23 protein-coding genes and 1 pseudogene are annotated in these 18,651 nt (G+C 71.6%); 9 read left to right on the top strand and 15 right to left on the bottom strand.

All coding sequences use genetic code 11. From position 1 onward, the window contains the following. Nucleotides 1–36: 36 nt before the first annotated feature. From BLW04_RS12320 to BLW04_RS12310, 3 genes are all read left to right on the top strand, one after another. Nucleotides 37–1,116: a WD40/YVTN/BNR-like repeat-containing protein gene (locus BLW04_RS12320; RefSeq protein WP_091541110.1), complete on the top strand. Its 1,080-nt coding sequence runs from the start codon at nt 37–39 to the stop codon at nt 1,114–1,116. A gap of 97 nt (nt 1,117–1,213) precedes the next feature. Next, nucleotides 1,214–1,498: a MoaD/ThiS family protein gene (locus BLW04_RS12315; protein WP_091541106.1), complete on the top strand. Its 285-nt coding sequence runs from the start codon at nt 1,214–1,216 to the stop codon at nt 1,496–1,498. A 31-nt stretch (nt 1,499–1,529) separates the two neighbouring features. Beyond that, nucleotides 1,530–1,790: a hypothetical protein gene (locus BLW04_RS12310; RefSeq protein WP_139306831.1), complete on the top strand. Its 261-nt coding sequence runs from the start codon at nt 1,530–1,532 to the stop codon at nt 1,788–1,790. A 12-nt stretch (nt 1,791–1,802) separates the two neighbouring features. On the opposite strand, the gene BLW04_RS12305 is transcribed toward BLW04_RS12310, so the two are convergent. The 3 genes from BLW04_RS12305 to BLW04_RS12295 all read right to left on the bottom strand — a co-directional run bounded on the left by BLW04_RS12305 (nt 1,803) and on the right by BLW04_RS12295 (nt 3,935). Further along, nucleotides 1,803–2,573, bottom strand: coding sequence for an adenosylcobinamide-GDP ribazoletransferase (locus BLW04_RS12305; protein ID WP_091541100.1), 771 nt, complete (start codon nt 2,571–2,573; stop codon nt 1,803–1,805). Beyond that, nucleotides 2,570–3,136, bottom strand: a complete 567-nt coding sequence (gene cobU, locus BLW04_RS12300) for a bifunctional adenosylcobinamide kinase/adenosylcobinamide-phosphate guanylyltransferase (protein ID WP_091541096.1) — start codon at nt 3,134–3,136, stop codon at nt 2,570–2,572. The genes BLW04_RS12305 and cobU overlap by 4 nt, the downstream gene beginning before the upstream one ends. 235 nt (nt 3,137–3,371) lie before the next feature. After that, nucleotides 3,372–3,935 (bottom strand): histidine phosphatase family protein, encoded by a 564-nt coding sequence (locus tag BLW04_RS12295; RefSeq protein WP_091541093.1) that lies wholly within the window; start codon nt 3,933–3,935, stop codon nt 3,372–3,374. 38 nt (nt 3,936–3,973) lie between these two features. On the opposite strand from BLW04_RS12295, the gene BLW04_RS12290 reads away from it, so the two are divergent. Further along, complete coding sequence (locus tag BLW04_RS12290) at nt 3,974–4,774, top strand: Fic family protein (protein WP_217631016.1); 801 nt, start codon at nt 3,974–3,976, stop codon at nt 4,772–4,774. Between the two features lie 120 nt (nt 4,775–4,894). Continuing rightward, entirely contained in the window at nt 4,895–5,863 is a 969-nt protein-coding gene (locus BLW04_RS12285; RefSeq protein ID WP_091541089.1) for an aldo/keto reductase, read from the top strand. 14 nt (nt 5,864–5,877) lie between these two features. On the opposite strand, the gene BLW04_RS12280 is transcribed toward BLW04_RS12285, so the two are convergent. Both BLW04_RS12280 and BLW04_RS12275 read right to left on the bottom strand, forming a co-directional pair. Then, nucleotides 5,878–6,150 (bottom strand): hypothetical protein, encoded by a 273-nt coding sequence (locus BLW04_RS12280; RefSeq protein ID WP_139306830.1) that lies wholly within the window; start codon nt 6,148–6,150, stop codon nt 5,878–5,880. Between the two features lie 87 nt (nt 6,151–6,237). Then, complete coding sequence (locus BLW04_RS12275; RefSeq protein WP_091541083.1) at nt 6,238–7,086, bottom strand: HAD family hydrolase; 849 nt, start codon at nt 7,084–7,086, stop codon at nt 6,238–6,240. 126 nt (nt 7,087–7,212) lie between these two features. Between BLW04_RS12275 and ssd the strand changes: the two genes are divergently transcribed. Together ssd and BLW04_RS12265 are read left to right on the top strand one after the other, a co-directional pair. Further along, nucleotides 7,213–8,289, top strand: coding sequence for a septum site-determining protein Ssd (gene ssd / locus BLW04_RS12270; protein WP_091541080.1), 1,077 nt, complete (start codon nt 7,213–7,215; stop codon nt 8,287–8,289). Further along, the gene (locus BLW04_RS12265) at nt 8,286–9,155 is read left to right on the top strand and encodes a TadA family conjugal transfer-associated ATPase (RefSeq protein WP_254781432.1); all 870 of its coding nucleotides are present in this window, start codon (nt 8,286–8,288) and stop codon (nt 9,153–9,155) included. The genes ssd and BLW04_RS12265 overlap by 4 nt, the downstream gene beginning before the upstream one ends. Nucleotides 9,156–9,180: 25 nt before the next feature. Here the strand turns inward: BLW04_RS12265 and BLW04_RS12260 are convergent, their stop codons facing one another. The 4 genes and pseudogenes from BLW04_RS12260 to BLW04_RS12250 form a co-directional block, all read right to left on the bottom strand. Then, nucleotides 9,181–9,615, bottom strand: coding sequence for a hypothetical protein (locus BLW04_RS12260; RefSeq protein ID WP_091541076.1), 435 nt, complete (start codon nt 9,613–9,615; stop codon nt 9,181–9,183). A 60-nt stretch (nt 9,616–9,675) separates the two neighbouring features. After that, nucleotides 9,676–9,759: pseudogene (locus tag BLW04_RS29640) on the bottom strand (HGGxSTG domain-containing protein); the annotation flags it as partial. Between the two features lie 125 nt (nt 9,760–9,884). Continuing rightward, nucleotides 9,885–11,324: a major capsid protein gene (locus BLW04_RS12255; RefSeq protein ID WP_091541072.1), complete on the bottom strand. Its 1,440-nt coding sequence runs from the start codon at nt 11,322–11,324 to the stop codon at nt 9,885–9,887. Nucleotides 11,325–11,696: 372 nt separating this feature from the next. Then, nucleotides 11,697–12,023 (bottom strand): hypothetical protein, encoded by a 327-nt coding sequence (locus BLW04_RS12250; RefSeq protein ID WP_091541069.1) that lies wholly within the window; start codon nt 12,021–12,023, stop codon nt 11,697–11,699. Between the two features lie 224 nt (nt 12,024–12,247). Here BLW04_RS12250 and BLW04_RS12245 point away from each other — a divergent pair, with 224 nt between their 5' ends. Then, nucleotides 12,248–12,541: a hypothetical protein gene (locus BLW04_RS12245; protein WP_091541062.1), complete on the top strand. Its 294-nt coding sequence runs from the start codon at nt 12,248–12,250 to the stop codon at nt 12,539–12,541. Nucleotides 12,542–12,633: 92 nt separating this feature from the next. On the opposite strand, the gene BLW04_RS12240 is transcribed toward BLW04_RS12245, so the two are convergent. From BLW04_RS12240 to BLW04_RS26695, 6 genes are all read right to left on the bottom strand, one after another. Continuing rightward, a complete protein-coding gene (locus BLW04_RS12240) occupies nt 12,634–13,269 on the bottom strand; it encodes a recombinase family protein (protein WP_091541058.1) in 636 nt (211 codons plus the stop codon). A 109-nt stretch (nt 13,270–13,378) separates the two neighbouring features. Further along, complete coding sequence (locus BLW04_RS12235) at nt 13,379–13,699, bottom strand: hypothetical protein (protein WP_091541054.1); 321 nt, start codon at nt 13,697–13,699, stop codon at nt 13,379–13,381. Nucleotides 13,700–14,832: 1,133 nt separating this feature from the next. Then, on the bottom strand, nt 14,833–15,453 hold the full coding sequence (locus tag BLW04_RS12230; RefSeq protein WP_091541050.1) for a hypothetical protein: 621 nt from the start codon (nt 15,451–15,453) through the stop codon (nt 14,833–14,835). Next, the gene (locus tag BLW04_RS12225; protein ID WP_091541047.1) at nt 15,450–16,028 is read right to left on the bottom strand and encodes a hypothetical protein; all 579 of its coding nucleotides are present in this window, start codon (nt 16,026–16,028) and stop codon (nt 15,450–15,452) included. The genes BLW04_RS12230 and BLW04_RS12225 overlap by 4 nt, the downstream gene beginning before the upstream one ends. Next, nucleotides 16,028–18,052, bottom strand: a complete 2,025-nt coding sequence (locus tag BLW04_RS12220; RefSeq protein WP_139306827.1) for an AAA family ATPase — start codon at nt 18,050–18,052, stop codon at nt 16,028–16,030. Before BLW04_RS12220 ends, BLW04_RS12225 begins: the two co-directional genes overlap by 1 nt. Nucleotides 18,053–18,154: 102 nt before the next feature. Beyond that, nucleotides 18,155–18,310, bottom strand: a complete 156-nt coding sequence (locus BLW04_RS26695; protein WP_175484029.1) for a hypothetical protein — start codon at nt 18,308–18,310, stop codon at nt 18,155–18,157. Between the two features lie 124 nt (nt 18,311–18,434). On the opposite strand from BLW04_RS26695, the gene BLW04_RS27540 reads away from it, so the two are divergent. Then, the coding region (locus BLW04_RS27540) for a transposase family protein (RefSeq protein ID WP_217631015.1) at nt 18,435–18,651 on the top strand (217 nt) is incomplete at its 3' end.

Raw genomic sequence — 18,651 nt, 5'->3', positions numbered from 1 at the left:
CGATGAGTTCGTCGTATCCCGGCGGTCTACTGGTGCATGGACACCACACTGCTGGCGATCGGCACCCGCAAGGGGCTCTGGCTCGCGACGAGTGAGGACCGGCGGAGCTGGTCGCTCTCGCAGCCGCACTTCCTGATGACCGAGGTGCCGAGCATCGGCATCGACACCCGCGGTGGGCGTACCCGGCTGATGGTCGGCCTGCGCTCGGAGCACTGGGGCCCGACGGTGTTCCACTCCGACGACCTGGGCGCGACGTGGACCGAGCCGGAGAACGGCGCGATCCGCTTCCCGGCCGACACCGGCGGGGCGGTGGAACGCATCTGGCAGCTGCAGCCGGACTCCGCCGACCGGCCCGGCGTGGTCTGGGCCGGCTGCGAGCCGCACTCGCTGTGGCAGTCGACCGACAGCGGGGAGCACTTCGAGTTGAACCGCGGCCTGTGGGACCACCCGCACCGTCCCGAGTGGCAGCCGGGGGGCGGCGGCGCGGCGGTGCACACCGTCGCGCCCGGGCCGGACGGGACCGTGCACGTCGCGATGAGCGCCGGTGGCGTCTACCGCAGCCGGGACGGCGGGAACTCCTGGGCGGCGCGCAACTCCGGGATCTCCGCCTACTTCCTGCCCGGCCCGGCGCCGGAGTTCGGCCAGTGCGTGCACAAGATCGCCCGCGACGCCGTCGCCCCCAGCCGGCTGTATGCGCAGAACCACCACGGCGTCTACCGCACCGAGGACGACGGCGACACCTGGACCTCCATCGCTGACGGGCTGCCCGCGGACTTCGGCTTCGTGATGCTGACCCATCCGCACCGGGCGGGCACCGTGTGGGTGGTGCCATTGGTGGCCGACGGCGAGCGGATCCCGCCAGAGGGTCGACTTGCGGTGCACCGCAGCGACGACGCCGGGTCCAGCTGGCGGCGGCAGTCGGCCGGTCTACCGGACGTGGAGTTCAACGCCGTCCTGCGGGACGCCGCCGCCGTCGACGCCGGCGACCCGGTCGGGGTCTACCTGGGCACGCGCGGCGGCGACGTCTACGCCAGCGCCGACGAGGGGGAGACCTTCACCCAGGTCGCCGGCCACCTGCCCGACGTGCTCTGCGTGCGCGCCGCGGTGCTGCCGTGACCGAGCTTGCGAGGTCACGCGAGGACACAGCACCGCCGGCAGCGGAGCCGACGAGCTGGGGGCTCCTCCCGCTTGCGGGGGACAGCGAGGAGGACGCGTGACCGTGCGGGTGCTGCTCCCCAGGCTGTTGGCCGACTGCACCGGTGGCCGCACCGCCGTCGACGTCGACCTCGGAGGTCCGGGAACGGTGCGTGCCCTGCTCGACGCGCTGGCGGCGGACCATCCGGTGTTCGACCGGCGGGTGCGGGACGAGACCGGGGCGCTGCGCCGGCACGTGAACGTCTACGTCGACGGGGAGGACGTCCGCCGCGCCGACGGGCTGGCGACGGCGGTGCCGCCGAGCGCGGAGGTGATGGTCATCCAGTCGGTTGCTGGTGGCTGAGGGCGACGCCACGCCGCCTGAGGGGCGCGTCGTGAGCGCATCGGGCGTTCTGTCCGGGATCGCGGAGGACGGTGGCGGGATGGGCATCCTCGGCAAGCTGATGGGCACGGCGGAGACAGCGGCGCGTGGGGGCAAAGCAGGCCGGGCGGGCCGGTCCACCGGTCGCCCTGCGGCCGGCCGCCGCGGCATGGGCACCGGTCGCACGACGCGCGGTGCGGCGGGCGGGCGCGGAGGCGCCGGAGCCTCCGGCGGGCTGGGCAGGCTGCTCGGCTCGCTCACCAAGCGTCGTTGACCGGCGCGGCGATCAGCTGAGCAGGACGGCGGCCGCCAGGAGAGCGGCCGCCGTCGTCACCTCGCCCATCGCGCCCATCACGTCACCGCTGACCCCGCCCAGCCGGGCCCGAGCGCGCCGGTAGAGCGCCTCGGCGGCCGCCCACCCGAGGACGACGGCCAGCAGCAGCTGGCCGCCGCCGGTCAAGCTGAGGCCGAGCAGCCCAGCGGCGCCGAGGGTGACCGCAGCCGCGACCACCACCGCGGCGGACAGCCAGGCACCCGACACGGTGCCGGCCACGGCCTGCCCGAGTGACGAGCCGTCGGCGATCGCCACCCCGCGCAGCCCGGTGCGGGCCATCGCCAGCCGGGCCCCGACGACCACCACCGGCAGCGCCAGCCAGCCCCCGTCGATCGGGAGGAGGGCGGCCAGGCAGGCCGCCTGCAGCAGCAGGGTCAGCATGAGGGTCACCACGCCGAACGGCCCGACGTCCCCGGCGCGCATCACCGCCAGGGCGCGCTCCCGCCCGCGAAGCGGGCCGAGCCCGTCGGCGGTGTCGGCCAGCCCGTCCAGGTGCAGGCCCCTGGTGAGGGCGGCCAGCACGGCGAGGGCCAGGACCGCGCCGACCAGTGGAGTTGCGTAGCGGGCCCCGAGCCAGCCGGCCGCGGCGGCCAGCGCGCCGAGCACCAGGCCCACGAGCGGCGCCCAGGGCAGCACCCCGCGGGCCGAGGCCGCTGCCGGGACACGGGCGATGCTCAGCAGAGCGAACGCCTCACCCGGCCCGGCCCACCACCGTCGGCTCATCGCAACTTCTGTGGCAGCCCCGCCACCACGAACCACACCTCGTCGGCGGTGGCGGCCAGCCGCTGGTTGACGGTGCCCAGGGTATCCCGGAACAGCCGCCCGGCCCGGGTCTCCGGCACCACGCCCAGGCCCACCTCGTCGCTGACGGCGACCACGTGTGCGGGGGTCATCACCCAGTTGTTGATCAGCGCGTCGCAGCGGGCCGCCAACCGCTCCAGCGCCTCGGCCTCCCCGCCCCCCGGGCCCGCCGCCGCGTGCGCGCCGGCCGCCTCGGCGGTGTCCCACACGCCGGTCTCGTCCATCAGCGCGGCCACCCAGGTGGTGACGCTGTCGATCAGCACCGTGCCGCGCCGCAGCAGCTCGGAGGGCGCCGTGGTCTCCAGCGTCGTCCAGCCCGCCGGGCGCCGGTTCCGGTGCGTGGCGATGCGAGCGGACCACTCTGCATCGGTCGGGTCGCCGCTGGAGGTCGCGAGGTAGACGACGTCGTCCCGGCCGGCGACGAGCGACTCGGCGTGCGCGGACTTCCCCGACCGGGAGCCGCCCAGCACGAGCACCCTGCTCATTGCTCGGCTCCGGTCTCGTTCCGCTCCTCGGTCGGCGACACGGGTCGCCTCCGCGGTCGTTCCGCTCCTCGCTCGACTACATGAATCGCCTCTGCGGGCGCTCCGCTCCTCGCTCGCTGGCGCTCGCTGCGACGCTCGCTTCCTGGCGGCTCCGGGCATCTCGCTGCGATGCTCGCAGCCTGCCGGCTCTGGGTATCTCCCTGCGATGCTCGCTCAACCGTCGCCTTTGCGGCGCTCATGTCAGCACCAGCCGGGTCACCGAGCCGTTGTGCGGCGTGACGGCCGGCAGCTGGTCCGGCCCCAGGCCGGCGACGACGGCCAGCACGGCGCGGATCGTGTCGCCGTGGGTGACCAGTGCCACCACCGGAGCGGGCGGGTCGGCCTTGAGCGCGGCCAGGTACCCGGCGACCCGGGCGTGCAGCTGCGCCAGGCTCTCCCCACCCTCGGCCGACCAGTGCGGGTCGGTCCAGTCGACGAGGTCCCAGAGCTCCCGGGACGGGCGGCCTTCGAGCACGCCGTACCCCTGCTCTCGCAGCGCCGGCGTGGTGTCCACCGGCAGTCCGGTGCTCCTGGCGCAGTGCTCCGCGGTCTGCACCGCCCGGCGCAGGTCGCTGGATACCAACGCGCCCGGCCCGGATCCGGCCCGGGCCAGCTCGGCCAGTTCGGCGGCCGCCGCGGCCGCCTGCTGGTGTCCGAGCTCGGTGAGCGGGACGTCGGCAGTCTGTCCCTGCATCAGCTCGGCGGCGTTCCACTCGCTCTGGCCGTGCCGGACGAGCAGCAGGGTCAACGGGAGGGCCATGGTGAGCGCAGCCTAGGCGGGCTCGTACCGTCGCAGCCGTGAGCATCCCGCTGCGGCCCGGCGCCGCCCGCCCGGCGGCCCGCCCGGCGCGACGCCCCACCGGCCCTGACCCGCTGGCCCCGCTGCTCGACCTGACCGGGGTCCGCGACGCCGCCGAGGAGGCCCGCGCCGCCGTCGACCGGTTGCTCGCGCACCGGGTGCTGCGCCGGGAGTCGGCCGGGGTCAGCATCGAGTCGGCGCTCCGCGGCGCCCGGGCCTCGGCGACGCTGGAGGGGGCGGCGTACCCGCTTGCCGACGTCCGGGCCGGCACGGTCGAGGACCCCGTCGTTCAGGGCGCGCTGCGGGTCTCGGTCGGGCTGGGTTCCATGGTCGACACGTGGGACCGGGCGCCCGGCCAGGTGCTCGCGCGCCTGCACGTGCTCGCCGCCGCCGACCTCGCCGAACCGGCCGCCCTCGGTCGTCCCGCCGGGCACGCCGGGGCGCGGCTGGGTGGGCTGTTCTCACTCGTCACCGGCACGACCGCCGTCCCCGCCGTGCTGATCGCCGCGGTCGTGCACGGAGAGCTGGCCGCCGTGGCGCCGTTCGGCACCCAGGACGGCGTGGTGGCCCGGGCGGCTGCCCGGTTGACCGGGATCGCCCGCGGCCTGGACCGCAAGGCGGTGTCGGTGCCCGAGGTCGGCTTCGTAGAGCTGGGGCCGGCCGAGTACGCCGCCGCGCTGGACGGCTACCGGTCCGGGACGCCGGACGGGGTCGCCGGGTGGCTGGCGCACTGCTGCCGGGCCACCGCTCACGGCGCCCTCGAGGGCCTGGCGATCTGCGAGAGCCTGCAGCGGGGCTGAGCACATCGTCGTCCTCCGGACGACACCGCGGCCACATGCCCTCCCTGGCTGCCGATGAGCCGCTTCGTCCCTCGGTCGGGAGCCCTGCGGGAACCGTTGGGGTCACCGAGACTGGCTTTCATGCGCTTCCTGGAGGTCGACGGTCTCGGTCAGGTCAGCCGGGTGGGTCTGGGCACCTGGCAATTCGGTTCCCGCGAATGGGGATACGGCTCGGACTACGCCGAGGGCCCGGCGGGGGACATCGTCCGGCGGGCCCGGGAGCTGGGCGTCACGCTGTTCGACACCGCCGAGGTCTACGGCTTGGGCCGCAGCGAGCGGATCCTCGGCGAGGCCCTCGGCGGTGAACGCAGCTCGGTGGTGGTGGCAAGCAAGGTCTTTCCGGTCGCGCCGTTCCCGGCCGTCGTCCGCAACCGGTACGAGGGCAGCGCCCGCCGGCTGCAGCTGGACCGCATCCCGCTCTACCAGGTGCACCAGCCCAACCCGGTCGTCCCCGACTCGGTGACCATGACCGGGATGGGCGCGCTGCTACGTAAGGGCCGGATCGGCGCCGTCGGCGTCTCCAACTACTCCCTGGAGCGGTGGCAGGTGGCCGACACCGCGCTCGGCCGCCCGGTGGTCAGCAACCAGGTGCAGTTCTCGTTGGCCCATGCCGGCCCGCTCGCCGACCTGGTGCCGTTCGCGGAGCGGGAGGACCGGATGGTGATGGCCTACAGCCCGCTCGCCCAAGGCCTGCTCGGCGGTCGGTACTCCGCCGACCACCGGCCCGGGGGAGTCCGGGCGATGAACCCGTTGTTCGGCACGGAGAACCTGCGTCGGGCCGAGCCGCTGCTGGCCTTGCTGCGCGAGGTGGCGGCCGCCCACGACGCCAGGCCGGCCCAGGTGGCGCTGGCCTGGCTGCTCGGGCTGCCGCGGGTAGTGGTCATCCCCGGGGCGTCCAGCGTCGAGCAGCTGGAGTTGAACGTGGCCGCGGCCGACCTGGAGCTCACCGCGAGCGAGCAAGCCGACCTTACGACGGCTGCGCAGGCGTTCAACCCGGTCTCCTCGGCGCGCACGCTGGTCGACTCGGTCCGCAAGAAGCTCGGCGTCTGACCGGCGCGTCGGGGTCAGGAGGGGTCGAGGGCCAGCCCGACGACGGCGGCCACCAGCACGCCGACCAGGGCGGCCACCGCCGCGACCAGCCACTGCCCGGTCAGCGCGCCACCGGCGGCCGACAGCAGCACGGCCAGCCACGGACCGCTCAGCGACACCGCCAACCCCACCCGGGTGGCAGTGGGACGCGGTCCGCGCACCGGCGCGGTGCGTGCGGTATGCCCGAAGAGCACCGCGCCCGTGCAGGCGGCGGCCACCGCCAGCCAGGCGAGGACTGCGGTCGTCATGCCCGGCAGGATCGCCGATCGGGCGGCGCGGCGCACGGGGGCACGCCGAGGAAGGCAGGCCTCCGGCCGGGCGGGAACCCGGGGCACTCAGGCGCCGCGGCGCCGCCAGCGGGCCGGGACCGGGGGCACGGTCGCAGCGGCCGCGTCGGCCATCCGCAGCGCTCGCCGGCGGGCGTACCAGGCGAGCCCGGCCACCGCGGCCCCCACGCCCATGGCCGCGCCGGTGACCATCGGCGTCCGGGGGCCGGAGAAGCGGGACTGCAGCCTGACCGGTCGGGAGAAGGTGAGCACCGGCCAGTCGCGCTCGACGGCGGCCTTGCGCAGACCGCGGTCGGGGTTGACGGCGGTCGGGTGGCCGACCACCTCGAGCATCGGCAGGTCGGTGATCGAGTCGCTGTAGGCCCAGCAGTCGGCGAGGTCGTAGCCCATCTCGGCGGCGACCTGACGGATGGCGACGGCCTTGTTCTCCCCGTAGGCGTAGAAGTCGATCTCGCCGGTGTACTTCCCGTCGACGGTCACCATCCGGGTGGCCACCGCCCGGTCGGCGCCCAGCATCTCCCCGATCGGGCCGACCATCTCCGCGCCGCTGCTGGAGACGATGACGATCTCCCGCCCCGCCGCCCGGTGCTCCTCGATCAGGTCGGCGGCCTCGGCGTAGACCAGCGGGTCGACGATCTCGTGGAGCGTCTCCCGGACGATGTCGGCGACCACGGCGGCGTCCCAGCCGGTGGTCATGGCGGTGATCTGGCTGCGCAGCCGCTCCATCTGATCGGCGTCGGCGCCGGCCAGGGAGAAGACGAACTGGGCGTAGGCCCCCTTGAGGACCGCCCGGCGGTTGATCAGCCCACCCTGGAAGAACGGCCGTCCGAACGCCAGGGTGCTGGACTTGGCGATGACGGTCTTGTCCAGGTCGAAGAACGCAGCAGCGCGCGTCATGATCCACGAGGGTAAGGCCAGCAGCTCAGGACGCCGCTGGGCTCGCCGTTGTCCACACCCTTTCGGGTCGTCCACAGATCCACCGGGGGCCTTCCGCCACGGCTCCGGCCCGGCTGCGCTGACGGGGTGTCCCTCTCCGCATCGGTCGCACCTGCTCCCCGTCCGCTCGTCGTCAGTGCGGACGACGTGCTCCTCGACGACCTGCTCCGCCTGGTGGCCGCTGCCGGCTGCACGCCCGAGCTGACCACCGGCGGCAGCGCACTCCGGCGCGCCCACCGGGACGCCCCGGTCGTGCTGGTCGGCGGTGATGCGCTGACCGCGGCGCCGGTCCGGGCGCTGCCACGGCGTCCCGGGCTGCTGGTGGTGCTGGCCGAGGACCCCGCGCCAGAGGCGTGGGCCGCGGCCGTCGACCTCGGTGCCGAGCGCGTCGTGGTGCTGCCCCGCGATGAGCTGTGGCTGGTGGAACGGGTGGCGGCCGCGGTCCGGGCGCCGGTCCGGCCGGGCTGGCTGGCGGTCGTCGGCGGCTGCTGCGGTGGCGCGGGCACCAGCACGCTGGCCACCGCCCTGGCGTTGGCGGCTGCTCCCGGCGCGGGCGGCGGCGTGCTTCTCGTGGACGGTGACGGCTGGGGCGGCGGACTGGACCTGCTGCTGGGCGCCGAACGGGCTCAGGGGCTGCGCTGGCCGGAGCTGAGCGGGCTGAGTGGCCGGGTGGCCGGCGCCGCGCTGGTCGCCGCGCTGCCCGAGGCCGGCGGCGTCCCGGTGCTGGCTGCCTCCCGGGACGCCCCCGAGGACGTTCGCGAGGAGGCGCTGGCCACGGTCCTCCGGGCGGCTCGGGACGGCGGGCACGGCGTCGTCCTCGACCTGCCCTGCCGGGGCCGGCCGGCCGAGACGGTGCTGGCCGACGCCGATATGACCGTCTTGCTGGTACCGGCCCGGCTGCGCGCCGCCGCGGCGGCCCGGGCGTTGCTGACCGGCGGCGGCTGGTCCGGTGCCCGGGTGGTCAGCCGCCCGGTGCCCGGCGGGCTGTCCCGGAAGGAGGTCGCCGACGTGGTGGGTCGCCCGGTGTTCGCCGAGCTCGGACATGACCGGTCGGCGGTGGCCCGTGGCGAGCGGGGTGAACCGCCGTCGGTCGCCGCCCGGTCGCCGCTGGGGGTGCTGAGCCGGCAGCTGCTGGTCGAGCTGCCGCGGGACGGGGCCCGGTGACGTCCGCGCGCCCGACGGGGCCGCTGGTCGACCGGGTCAGGGCACGGCTCGCCGCGGTGCCCGGCACGCCGACGCCGGGGGCCGTCGCCGCGCTGGTCCGGGAGGAGACCGGCGGGCTGCTGGGCGACCGCGCCGTGCTCGCTGCCGTCCGGGAGGCAACCGACGAGCTGTCCGGCGCCGGCCCGCTCGAGTCGCTGCTGCGGGCGCCGGGGGTGACCGACGTGCTGGTCAACGGTCCGCGGGAGGTGTGGGTGGACCGGGGCGCCGGGCTGGAACGGGCCGTGGTCGGTTTTCCCGACGAGGAGGCGGTCCGGCGCCTGGCCGTCCGGCTGGCTGCTGCGGCCGGCCGCCGGCTGGACGACGCGGCCCCCTGGGTGGACGCGGCGCTGCCCGACGGCACCCGGCTGCACGCCGTGCTGCCCCCGGTCGCAGGTTCGGGCACCTGCGTGTCGCTGCGCGTGCTTCGCCGGGCCCGGCTGACCTACGCCGACCTCGCCGACCGCGGTGCGCTGCCCGGCGCCGCGGTCGACCTACTGGCCGCCGTGGTGGAGCGCCGGCTGGCCTTCCTGGTCACCGGCGGAACGGGCAGCGGCAAGACGACGGTGCTCTCCGCGCTGCTGGGGCTCGTCGATGCGGGGGAGCGGCTGGTGCTCTGCGAGGACGCTCCGGAGCTCTCCCCGGAGCACCCGCACGTCGTGCGGCTGCTGACCCGGCCGCCCAACGTCGAGTCGGTGGGCGCGGTGAGCCTGCGGGACCTGGTGCGCCAGGCGCTGCGGATGCGGCCCGACCGGCTGGTCGTCGGGGAGGTGCGTGGCGGGGAGGTTGTCGACCTGACGCAGTGCCGTCGTTCGAATACCGGCCTGTAGGGCGTCTAGACGGTATATCCCCTGGTCAGAACGGTACGGGCTGGGGGATCGGATCGTCGGAGACGATCTCCGCGTCGATCACGTCGCCCATCTTGTGCGAGTCACCGGTCTTGACCAGCTCCGTCATGTGACGGCCGATCGCCCGGCGAACGCGGTCGCTGTGCGGGTCGAGCCCGAAGTCGCGGAGCGTGGCTTCGACCGCAGCTTCTAGGACGTCCAGGGTGCGCTCCGACACCACGGCCTTGCGCTCGTCGACCTTGCTGGTGACCATCCCTCCGGCCAGCTGGCGCAGATGGTTGCGCTCGGCCGAGTAGACCGCCAACAGCGCTCCGTCGTGCGGCTGAAGCGTCAGCTGGCGCTGGTACCAGTCGATCCGCCCCTGGGTCCGATCGAGCTCCTCCTGGAGTGCGTCGACCGCCGAGATGGACCGGGGGACGCCGTGCTTGTCGGCGAGTTCCATGGCTTTCTGCTCCGCGACTCGCTCCACAGCCTTGCCTCTCGTTCGGGGAGCCGAGCCGCCGTGCATCCGGCACCGCTGCTGACCGTGCATGGCGGGCTGCTGGCAAGAGCCGCCGTCTCGCCGGGTCGCGCCACAGAGCCTCATGTGGTCGACCGGTGCGACCGAGAGTCGGGCCGCTGGCTGGCCCCCGTGCTGCACGCACACCGGCTGGTCAGGGACAGCGATGTACGTGCAGCCGGGTGTCGTGCAGCGCGGGTCGCGCTTGCCCATCAGGCAGCGGCCCGGCTGATGCCGGACGGGGTGACGGCCTGGCTGATGCGGAACGCCTCGCCACCGCGGTGCAGCACGGCCTCGAAGCCCTCGGAGAACATCTCGAAGTCGTTCGCCGCGTTCAGCTCCGAGTCCCGCACGATGCCCAGGTCCAGCGTGCCGCCGTCCATGAACTGGAACGCCCCCGCCGGGAACATGTAGCTGACGATCTCGGTCGGCCACGCGTTGACCGGGCCGGGGTCCTGGACGTCGAAGTGCTGCCCGGCCTCCCCGTCCAGCGCGAACGTCGGAGCCAGGTTCCGCGCAGCGAGGTAGCCGATCAGCTCGGCGTCGGTCACACCCTCACGAGCGTCACCGGGCTCCTGCATCGCCAGGTCAGAACGCAGGATGCCCTTCGACCAGTGAGGGAGGACCAGCTGCAGCGGCGCGTCCTGAGCCATCCGCAGCCGGTCGCGCATCCCCGTGGCGGCGCGGTCGAGCAGCGGCAGCAGAACCCGCGTCGCACCGACGCCAGCGCCCTCGCCGGCCGCACCGGACACCGCCGTGGACAGCGCCCCGATCTGGGTGAGCAGCTGCTGCTCGGCCACGCGGGCGTAGACGGCAAGCGCCAGCTCGGTGATCCGGGTGACGTACTCGGGGAAGGCGCGCGCCAGCGTGTTGCCGCACAACAGCCGGTTGGTGACGGCCATCAGGTCGACCACGACTTCCGTGCTCATCGGCACCCGGAGGATCGGCTTGCGCACGGCCGGGTCGGTGACGGCGGCGATGTCGTTCGCCATCGACCAGATGCCCACCGACCCCTCAAGGTCGGCCAGGGTCGGCGGCCGAACGAAGCGGACGCCACCGCGTGTAGCGGTGAAGCTGGGCAGCGCGTCCCGGACGGGCCGGTCAGCGACCTCGAACCCGGCGATGGCGTAGTCGACGGCCTCCGGCGTGCCGAGCCCGCCAGCGGCAACCAGTGCCTGCGGCTGCGCCAGCTGCGCGGCGACGTACTGGGCGTGCTCGGCGGCAGCGGCCTTGAACACGGCAGCCGTGGCGATCGGGTCGTCGGTGGTCAGAGTCCGGTCGGCGGACCGCTGGACATGCAACTTGGCGACCTGGGTCTTGCCGATGCGCGGGTCCGAGGCCGACCGCTTCATGGCGTCGGCGAACTCGTGACCAAGCGAGTCGCCGTCGTTCAGGTCGACGCCGCTGGCGGTGATGGCCGTAGCGGATCCGCTGCCGACGCGGTTGGGCCGCCGGTCAGCCGGAACAACGAAGGTCGTCGCGCTCGCAGTGATCGCGCCGCCGTTGTTGCGCCGCTGCATCTCCGTCTTGACGAGCATGGAGAACGAGGCCAGTGACTGCAGCTCTCGGGTGCTCAGGTTGGGATCGCCGCCCGCCGCCTCAGCACGACTCTGAAGGATGTCGATCAGTTCCTGGAGCTCGTACTCCGACAAGCTGGTGATGTTGTCAATCAGGTACTGAAGGCGGCTGTCCGACTCGGCGGACGGCTTCGCGGTAGACGGGGCGGGCGCAAGGCCCTCTGTAAGACGACCGGGCATCGGAAGCTCCTGGGTGCGTGATCACGTGTGATCGACTCGCACATCCGGGAGGGCCGCCATGGCGCTACATGCGCCACCGGTTCACCGCTGCTGCCCTCGCACTAGGCGCCAGGCCGTCGCTCTGGCGTTGATCGTAACGAGTCGAGGGCGGCCAGCAGCGGTCTATGACCGAGCGCAAGCCAGGGAGCCGTACCTCGAGCAGCGACGGGCGCACTCATGACGATGGCCCGGTCCAGAGACCGGGCCATCATCGGCGAACCGGAACCGTCAGATGACGACGACGACCGTTCCGTCCTCGAGGATGTTGACGTCGATGACGTCGTTGATGTCGACGTCAACGTTGTTGTTGTTCAGGAAGTTCTGGAACGCGTTGTTGAGGATCCGGTTCCTGTTCAGCACGTTCTGCACCGCCACGTTCACGTCGTCGACATCGACAACGGTCACGGTGACGTCCTGGAGTTGGACCACGGCCGCGATCAAGCCAGCAGCGCCACCTGCGGCGGTGTTCGTCGGTGCGGCGGCGGCCGGCGCGGCCACGCCCAAGCTCAGCGCTCCGGCTACGGCGGCGGTGGCGATGCCCTTGGAAAGCTTCACGGATAGCTCCTTCTGGGAGAGGGGTTGCTAGACACCACCTTCCCCCCGTCGCCCCGGACAAACACCCGGCACGGCAAGTCGCCAGGAACAGGCCAGAGCGGACTACCGGCCCTTGATCATCTGGCGGAAGAGAGGGCGGGGTTCAGGGCGATCGCGGCCGAGGTGCGGAGGGTGACGACGGAGGACGAGGACGAGGCCGACGATCTTGGGTTCCTCTGCGACACGTGGCCAAGGGGGCGAACGCCGCCGCCGCTCGCTCGAAGATCGGCAAGTTGCTCGATGAGACTGGCGTCGGCTTCTGGGACGTGGACGTCCAGACGCTGGCGACACCGGAGCTGGGTGGTTCCTGGCCGGTGCTGGAGGACCTGCCGCCGGGCCGAGTTGCGGGAGCTGGTCGAGACCTGACCGGTTCCCCCAGCGCGGAGCTGGGAAATTTCGCTCGCGACCAGTCGGTGGTCTGCGCTGATGGCCTGATGGACGCACAGGTCATGGGTTGCCGGGGTCACCGGCTGAGATGACCTTCAAGTAACACGACGACGCCCGCTGCGAGATTGTTCGCAGCGGGCGTTGTCGCGTCTTCAGCACGGCGCTCAGCCGCTTGACGCCGGGGCTACGCGGCTCGGGTGAGGACAGCCCGGACGGTGGCCGGGTGCCAGCGGCTGCCACCCCTGGCGGTGGGCACACCCTCGGCGTTGAAGCGGTCGGCGATCGCGGCCAGGGTCGCGCCGCTGGCACGCAGCTCGATGACCCGATGGGCGACGTCCTCCGGCAGCGACCGAGGCCGACCCAACTTAATGCCCTTGGATCGCGCCGCCGCGAGCCCGTCGCGTGTGCGCTGCTTGATCATGTCGCGCTCGAGCTGCGCGGCAGCGGACAGGACATGGGCGGTGAAGCGGCCCATCGGCGTCGTCAAGTCCAACCCAATGTCCAAGATGATCAACGCCCAGCCCGAGGTCTGCGCCCGGTCCACGAGAGCAGCGAAGTCCGCGACCGAGCGGCTGACCCTGTCGATCTTGCTCGCCACGATCGCGTCGGCCTGGCCCGACTCGACCAGCTCGATGGCGCGCAACCAGCCCGCGCGCCGGTCTAGATGCCCGCCAGACACGCCGGCGTCCTCGGTCCAGGCAACGATCGCCCAGCCCCGAGCCGAGGCCGTAGAAAGGATCTCGTGGCGTTGCGCGTCGAGCCCATGGCCAGTGTCGGCTTGCTCCCTTGTGCTGACTCGGAGGTAGGCGACGACGTTCACCAGGGCTCCGCGTCCGGGTCGTCGGGGTCAACGGGCGGGCCGCCGCGCTCGTCATACCCGTCGAAGTCGTCGGCCTGGTCGTCGTCGCCAGGGGAGGGGAGCGGCTCGGTCACTTGGCGACCTTGAAGGTCAGGCGGGCCGAGGCGTCCTCGACGTCGAAGCGGCGGACGGCGATCTTGATGCCTACCTGGCGCGCGGCGCGGTGCAGCTCGTTGGCCACGGTGCTCAGCTCGTTGGCACCCTTGCGCCCTTCGAAGGGCTTGGTGCTGAACCGGCCGGGCAGCTCGCGGCGCTTGTGGTCCTTCGTGGCGTCGGTGACGAGCTGGACGAACGCGGGGTCAGCGGCCCGGCGACGGGTCGCGGCGGCCGAGGGGAAGTCGGCCTCGGCGGCGACGGTGGCACCAGCGGCGAGGGCGGAGAAGTCGATCATGGCGGTTGCCTTCCTGGGTTCCTGACGTGCGTGCTTGAACGCTCAAGCAACCCAGACGAACGTAACTGCTTAGCAAGGCTATGTAAACGAGACGCTCGTTTGGTGCAAGTCGGCCCACCGCGATCTTGAGTCCGCGATCTTGTTCCGTCGCGTCGCGCTGGGGTGGCGCCCAGGGGACGGGCAGTCAGGTGGTGGGGCTGGGGTTGGCGCCCAGACGCCCATGCCTATGAGTCCGGTCGTCAGACCTCTCAGGGCAGGTATCGGAATCGAATCGGCTGGTCCGGATAAGTCATCTTAATGCCCGACAAGATGGTGTGGCCCAGAATTACATTAGGATGATAAGCGGTCGTTTCACTCTGATCGCCCGGGAAATATAGAGACTGAGACGGAGTCCCCGGGGAGATCATCGTGGCGACCACGTTAGATCCGACTCGGGGCTCGCTCATCGCAGCGCCTTGTATCGCTAACGCGAGAATTTGAGCCACTGGCTTGAGCGAGCTGGTGTGCCGCTCTATGCGGCGTCGGTAGCGGGACACTGAGTTTAGCGCCGCCGGATGTAGTCGCTGCCCGTGAACGGTGATGGAGGCGGGTGGCATCTGATACGTAGTGGCCCTGAAACTCATGTTCGGCTGTTCGCTCCATCCGGCGTCCGGCAGGTTCGTGATGACGATTCCCAGCCGACGGTTGTCAGCGCCGACTCCTATTGCGAGAAAGAGTAGGCCGGTGGACTTATGGTTCACGACTCGCCGAGTCGAACGAAGTTTTGCCGTCGCTAAGTCTGCGAAACTGGTCGGGTTCCAACTGTCGCCGGAGGTAGTCCTACTGAGGGCGCTGGTCATGAAGTCGTGTGTGGACTCCTCCGCCCTCGGGCCAAGGCGTGCCAAGCCCGTGTACGCCATGACAAGTGCGTTGTTCCATACGACCTGCTTGTTTTCTCGATCCTCGGCGATACTTCCGTCGGGATATGTGAGTCGGCGGTCGGAGGCTAGGACAACTCCGTGGCGCGTCCACCCGGACATGAGCATGGTCACGGAGGCAACTTACGTGCTCCGGTAGACCGACAAGCAGCTGCTGAGGGGCGCCTGTGAAGCCGCCCCGCCGGCCGAGCCTAAGTGCTCGACCGGCAGTGGTCGTTACGCAAGCCGGTAGACGTCCTCGGGCTGCACATCGTCGGTTCCCCCGGTAGGCCAGGCCAACTGCACCGGCAGGTCGATCAGCCGGTCATGCCGCGGGCAGAGGTACGCGACCGGAAGGACGCCGAGGGTGCCCCTGTAGGTCCAGAAGGCGTCAACGTGGCGGTGGTCGTCGTAGAAGGGCAGCTGCCGGTGGAGCTGCACCTCGGCGGTGACGCCCTCGAACTCCAAGTCGGCCACCGGCGTCGAGCAGACGAAGCACACCGCGACGTCGGGCTCATCGCTGTGGTGAGCCAGATAATGCATGTAGAAGCAGTCCGGCTTGTTGCAGAGCAACCGCTCCGGATGCCGGGGGCAGAGCAGGGGCCGACGACCAGGCTCGGCATCCTCGACCGTGTCCATCGGCATGAACGCACGCGTGTTGATCTCGTCCATGATGTGAAGGCAGGACTGCACCCTGCGGCCCCTCAGAGCGGGACTCAGGGCGTTCTCGACCACCTGGGCCAGGCCACCGACGATCTTGGCGATGCCGGGGATCGCGCTGATCATCTCCAATCGAGACAGGTCCTCCTCTGACCAGTCGAGGTCGCCGGTGGGCTCAGGGTTGGGGTTGATGCTCATCGGTCGTTCTCCTTCAGGTGGGTGGTGTCGGTGTCCAGGCCGAGAGCGGCCTCGGCTTCGGTGATTTCGTGCATCAGGCGCAGGGCTCGTCGGCCATCGGCCTTGGTCAGCTCCGGGAGGGCGCGGGTTCGGCCCCAGCGGCGCGTCAAGGCATTCAGCGCGGTGGGGGACCGGACCTCTCGGCTGTGGACCGGGACGGCCCACTGGCGGCGATCTTGGGTCATCACCAAGTACCAGCGGCGGCGGCCGTCAGTCGGGCTCTCCCACAGCTCGACGTCTTCGACGTGGACGCCGAGCAGCTCCGACAGCTGGCGCAGTTGATCGCTCTCACTGGACGCGTCCGGTGGACGGCCCCGGTGGACAGGGGGGGTACTACGTACCCCCACCCTGTCCTGTCCGACGACGGGACAACGACTGTCCGACGGGTGGACACTCTGTCCGACGGACCCGCTGACCAGCAGTTTCTCGGAAGTTGTGTTGTCCTCCCGTCGGACAAGACGGTCGATCTCATCGGACAAGCCGGGTCCGACGGGCTCCTCGACCGGCCGGTCCGTGGCCGACTGATCGGCGGCCATCAGAGCGCCACCGCCAGCCGGTAGACCGGCCGGTTGCTCGGTCCGTCGCGGAGAACGTCGCCGCTCTCCATCAGCGCCGTCAGCGCCCGCTGAACGGCCTTGGTGTTGGCCTCGGTGTGTTCGGTGATCTGGCCCGCTGTGGCTGACCGAAGCACGGCGAGCGCGGCCCGCACCTTGGCCTTGATGTCACCGTCCAGCAGTTGCCGGATGCCGTCGTTGGGGACCAGTACGCCGGACTTCTCGACGGCCTCGAACCGCAGATGAAGGTCATCGAACGGTTCGCCGTCGTTGCGCTTGGACTGCCGCAGCATGACCATGCCCGGGTTGATGCGGCTCAAGGTCATCATGTCGGTGACCGCCGCCTCGATGGCACTGGAGCCGCGGTACTCGCCGCTCCGGTTGGTGTGGTGCACCAGCTGGACGGCGCAGGCCGACGACTCACGGATCGCGTGCGCGGCTTCGAGCGCACGGCCCATGTCCTTAACGGAGTTCTCGTCAGCACCGGCGGTAGCACGCGCCAGCGTGTCGATCACCACCAGCGCCGGGCTCAGCTCCGCGACGACTTCGACCAGACCGCTCACCCAGCCGGGATCGAGCAGCGGCACCGTCGACGGGTAGAACATCGCGTTCGAGCCGACGATGAGCCCGCCGTTGTAGGCGCGCCATGCATCGCGGCGCAGCCGCAGGCCGCGTGCACCTTCGGCGTAGACGTAGAGCACGCGGCCCTGCCGGACAGACCGGCCGTGCCAGGGCTGGCCGGCGGCGATGCACAGCGCCCAGTCCAGCTCCAGCAGCGTCTTGCCGGTGCCCGGTGCCGCGATGAGCATGCCTACCGCGTCGGCGGGAAGCAGATCGTCACCGATGAGAAACTCCGGCTCCGGCAGCAGGTCCAGCTCGTCCTCGGCCAGCAGCCGAGACCGGATGTACGCGGCCCGCGTCTGCGGCGACTCGATCGGCGTGACCGGAGCCGGGGGAGTGGTGGCGACCAGCGCCGCCGCTGCCTCGGTCTGCCAGGTCTCGGCCGTCGGCTCCGAGTAGTTCGCCCACGCGTTGTCCACCTTGGCCAGCGCCGTCTCCAGCAGGAACGTGTTACCCACCGGCTGTACGAAGTCGCGGTGCCGCAGCTCCATGAGCCGCTTCGCCTTCGTCTTGATCGACATGGAGTTCCGCAGCGACGACGCGAACCGGAACGCGACGTCGTCGCGCTCACCCGGACCGACCGGCGATCCGAAGTCCCACAGGTCGTCGCGCGCCCCAGCGAGATCATCGACGTTGCCGCCGATGGGCTCGCCGCGACGATCGCCGCGCTGACGCGTCCGCAGGGCCGTCAGGAGGACGTCAGGCAGGTCCGCGACCTGCACCGACGAGTCGACCGGCTCATAGCTTCCGGCGGGCTTGCCCTTCGACGGATCAGCGGCCACCCGGCTCCCGGCGGCGACGACGTACCCGCCGGTGGACTTGTAGTCCACGCCCGGCAGCCAGTCCGTCTGGTTGCCCAGCGACGTGCCCGGCGGCATCCGGAAGTAGAGGTGCACGCCACCGCGCGGAGTCCGCACCGTGAAGGTCGGCGGCAGCGTGATCCTGTTGTGCCACAGGAAGTCGTCCAGCGACTGCTCGCCGAAGAGCCAGAGAGGACCCTCCCCGTCACCGGGATCGACTTCCTTGGTGTCGCAGTCGATGACCACAAAGCCGGACAGCCCGCAGTTGATGCCGAAGCTGTCATCGCCTTCGACAGCAGGCCATGTCAACCTCGTGAGCTGCCAGCCCGGCTCCTTGGCGACGCGTCCATTCAGCCGCACAAACGATGCGTCGGTGTACTGGATGACGGGGGCATCGGCCTCAGCCATAGCAGTCACAACCTCGTTACTCTGAGTCATAGCGAACCTCACATGACGAGGCTCGTGAGGGGTGACTGGCAGGCCGCCCCGACGCGGTGTGGTGGGTGGAGAGTGAAGAGGGTCCAGTCCTGACGCCTGGGCCCTCTTTGCTTGTCGAGGACCCGGACCGCAGCAGCGACGACACACGCTCGACGGTCGCCGGGTCGCTCAGCGGCACGGGCACGCTCGCGGCCATGCAGCCGACCCAGAGAGCGTGCTTGGCGATGAGGGAGAGATCGTCAAGAGCGCTCATCGCTGGGCCGCCGACTTGCGCCGCAGCCCCGGCGGGAGCGGGCGGCAAACCTCGGCCAGCGACTCGGCGGTGAAGAGGTCCGACAGCGGGACCCTGAGCAACTTGGATGCCGCCTGGCGCAGCTCGTCAGTCGGCGGCACAACCCCGCCCATGGCGGCTCTTCGAACTTGAGGGGGAAGAAGGACATGATCTTGTGAGGATCGCGGCCTCGGGCTGAGAAGCCCGTGGCCCCTCGATGCTGACGGTGGATACGAGCCGACAGCAGAGGGGCCACGAGTGAGTTCAGACGGTACGACGATCCTGTTCGGCCTGCCCGGAGTTCGAGTGCGCGAGGTGCTGCGCGCCGCGGACGGGACCCGAGTCGTGCACGTGATCACCGAGGAGGAGACCGCGGCGGCGTGCCCGGTGTGCGGGGTGGTCTCGACCAGCGTGCGGCAGCGCCGGACGACATCGCCACGGGATCTGCCCTACGGGGAGGCGCCGCTGGCGGTGC

The sequence above is a fragment of the Modestobacter sp. DSM 44400 genome (assembly GCF_900107175.1).
GTDB lineage: Bacteria > Actinomycetota > Actinomycetes > Mycobacteriales > Geodermatophilaceae > Modestobacter.
The sequence above is the reverse complement of the archived record's forward strand: the minus strand, read 5'-3'. Positions and strand labels throughout refer to the sequence as shown.

Excerpts from the sequence above, each read along its gene's own strand:
- BLW04_RS12320 (WP_091541110.1), top strand. The coding sequence starts at position 37 with ATGGACACCACACTGCTGGCGATCGGCACCCGCAAGGGGCTCTGGCTC.
- BLW04_RS12305 (WP_091541100.1), bottom strand. The coding sequence starts at position 2,573 with ATGAGCCGACGGTGGTGGGCCGGGCCGGGTGAGGCGTTCGCTCTGCTG.
- cobU (WP_091541096.1), bottom strand. The coding sequence starts at position 3,136 with ATGAGCAGGGTGCTCGTGCTGGGCGGCTCCCGGTCGGGGAAGTCCGCG.
- BLW04_RS12295 (WP_091541093.1), bottom strand. The coding sequence starts at position 3,935 with ATGGCCCTCCCGTTGACCCTGCTGCTCGTCCGGCACGGCCAGAGCGAG.
- BLW04_RS12285 (WP_091541089.1), top strand. The coding sequence starts at position 4,895 with ATGCGCTTCCTGGAGGTCGACGGTCTCGGTCAGGTCAGCCGGGTGGGT.
- BLW04_RS12280 (WP_139306830.1), bottom strand. The coding sequence starts at position 6,150 with ATGACGACCGCAGTCCTCGCCTGGCTGGCGGTGGCCGCCGCCTGCACG.
- BLW04_RS12275 (WP_091541083.1), bottom strand. The coding sequence starts at position 7,086 with ATGACGCGCGCTGCTGCGTTCTTCGACCTGGACAAGACCGTCATCGCC.
- BLW04_RS12260 (WP_091541076.1), bottom strand. The coding sequence starts at position 9,615 with ATGGAACTCGCCGACAAGCACGGCGTCCCCCGGTCCATCTCGGCGGTC.
- BLW04_RS12235 (WP_091541054.1), bottom strand. The coding sequence starts at position 13,699 with ATGATCGACTTCTCCGCCCTCGCCGCTGGTGCCACCGTCGCCGCCGAG.
- BLW04_RS12230 (WP_091541050.1), bottom strand. The coding sequence starts at position 15,453 with ATGAGCATCAACCCCAACCCTGAGCCCACCGGCGACCTCGACTGGTCA.
- BLW04_RS12225 (WP_091541047.1), bottom strand. The coding sequence starts at position 16,028 with ATGGCCGCCGATCAGTCGGCCACGGACCGGCCGGTCGAGGAGCCCGTC.
- BLW04_RS26695 (WP_175484029.1), bottom strand. The coding sequence starts at position 18,310 with ATGGGCGGGGTTGTGCCGCCGACTGACGAGCTGCGCCAGGCGGCATCC.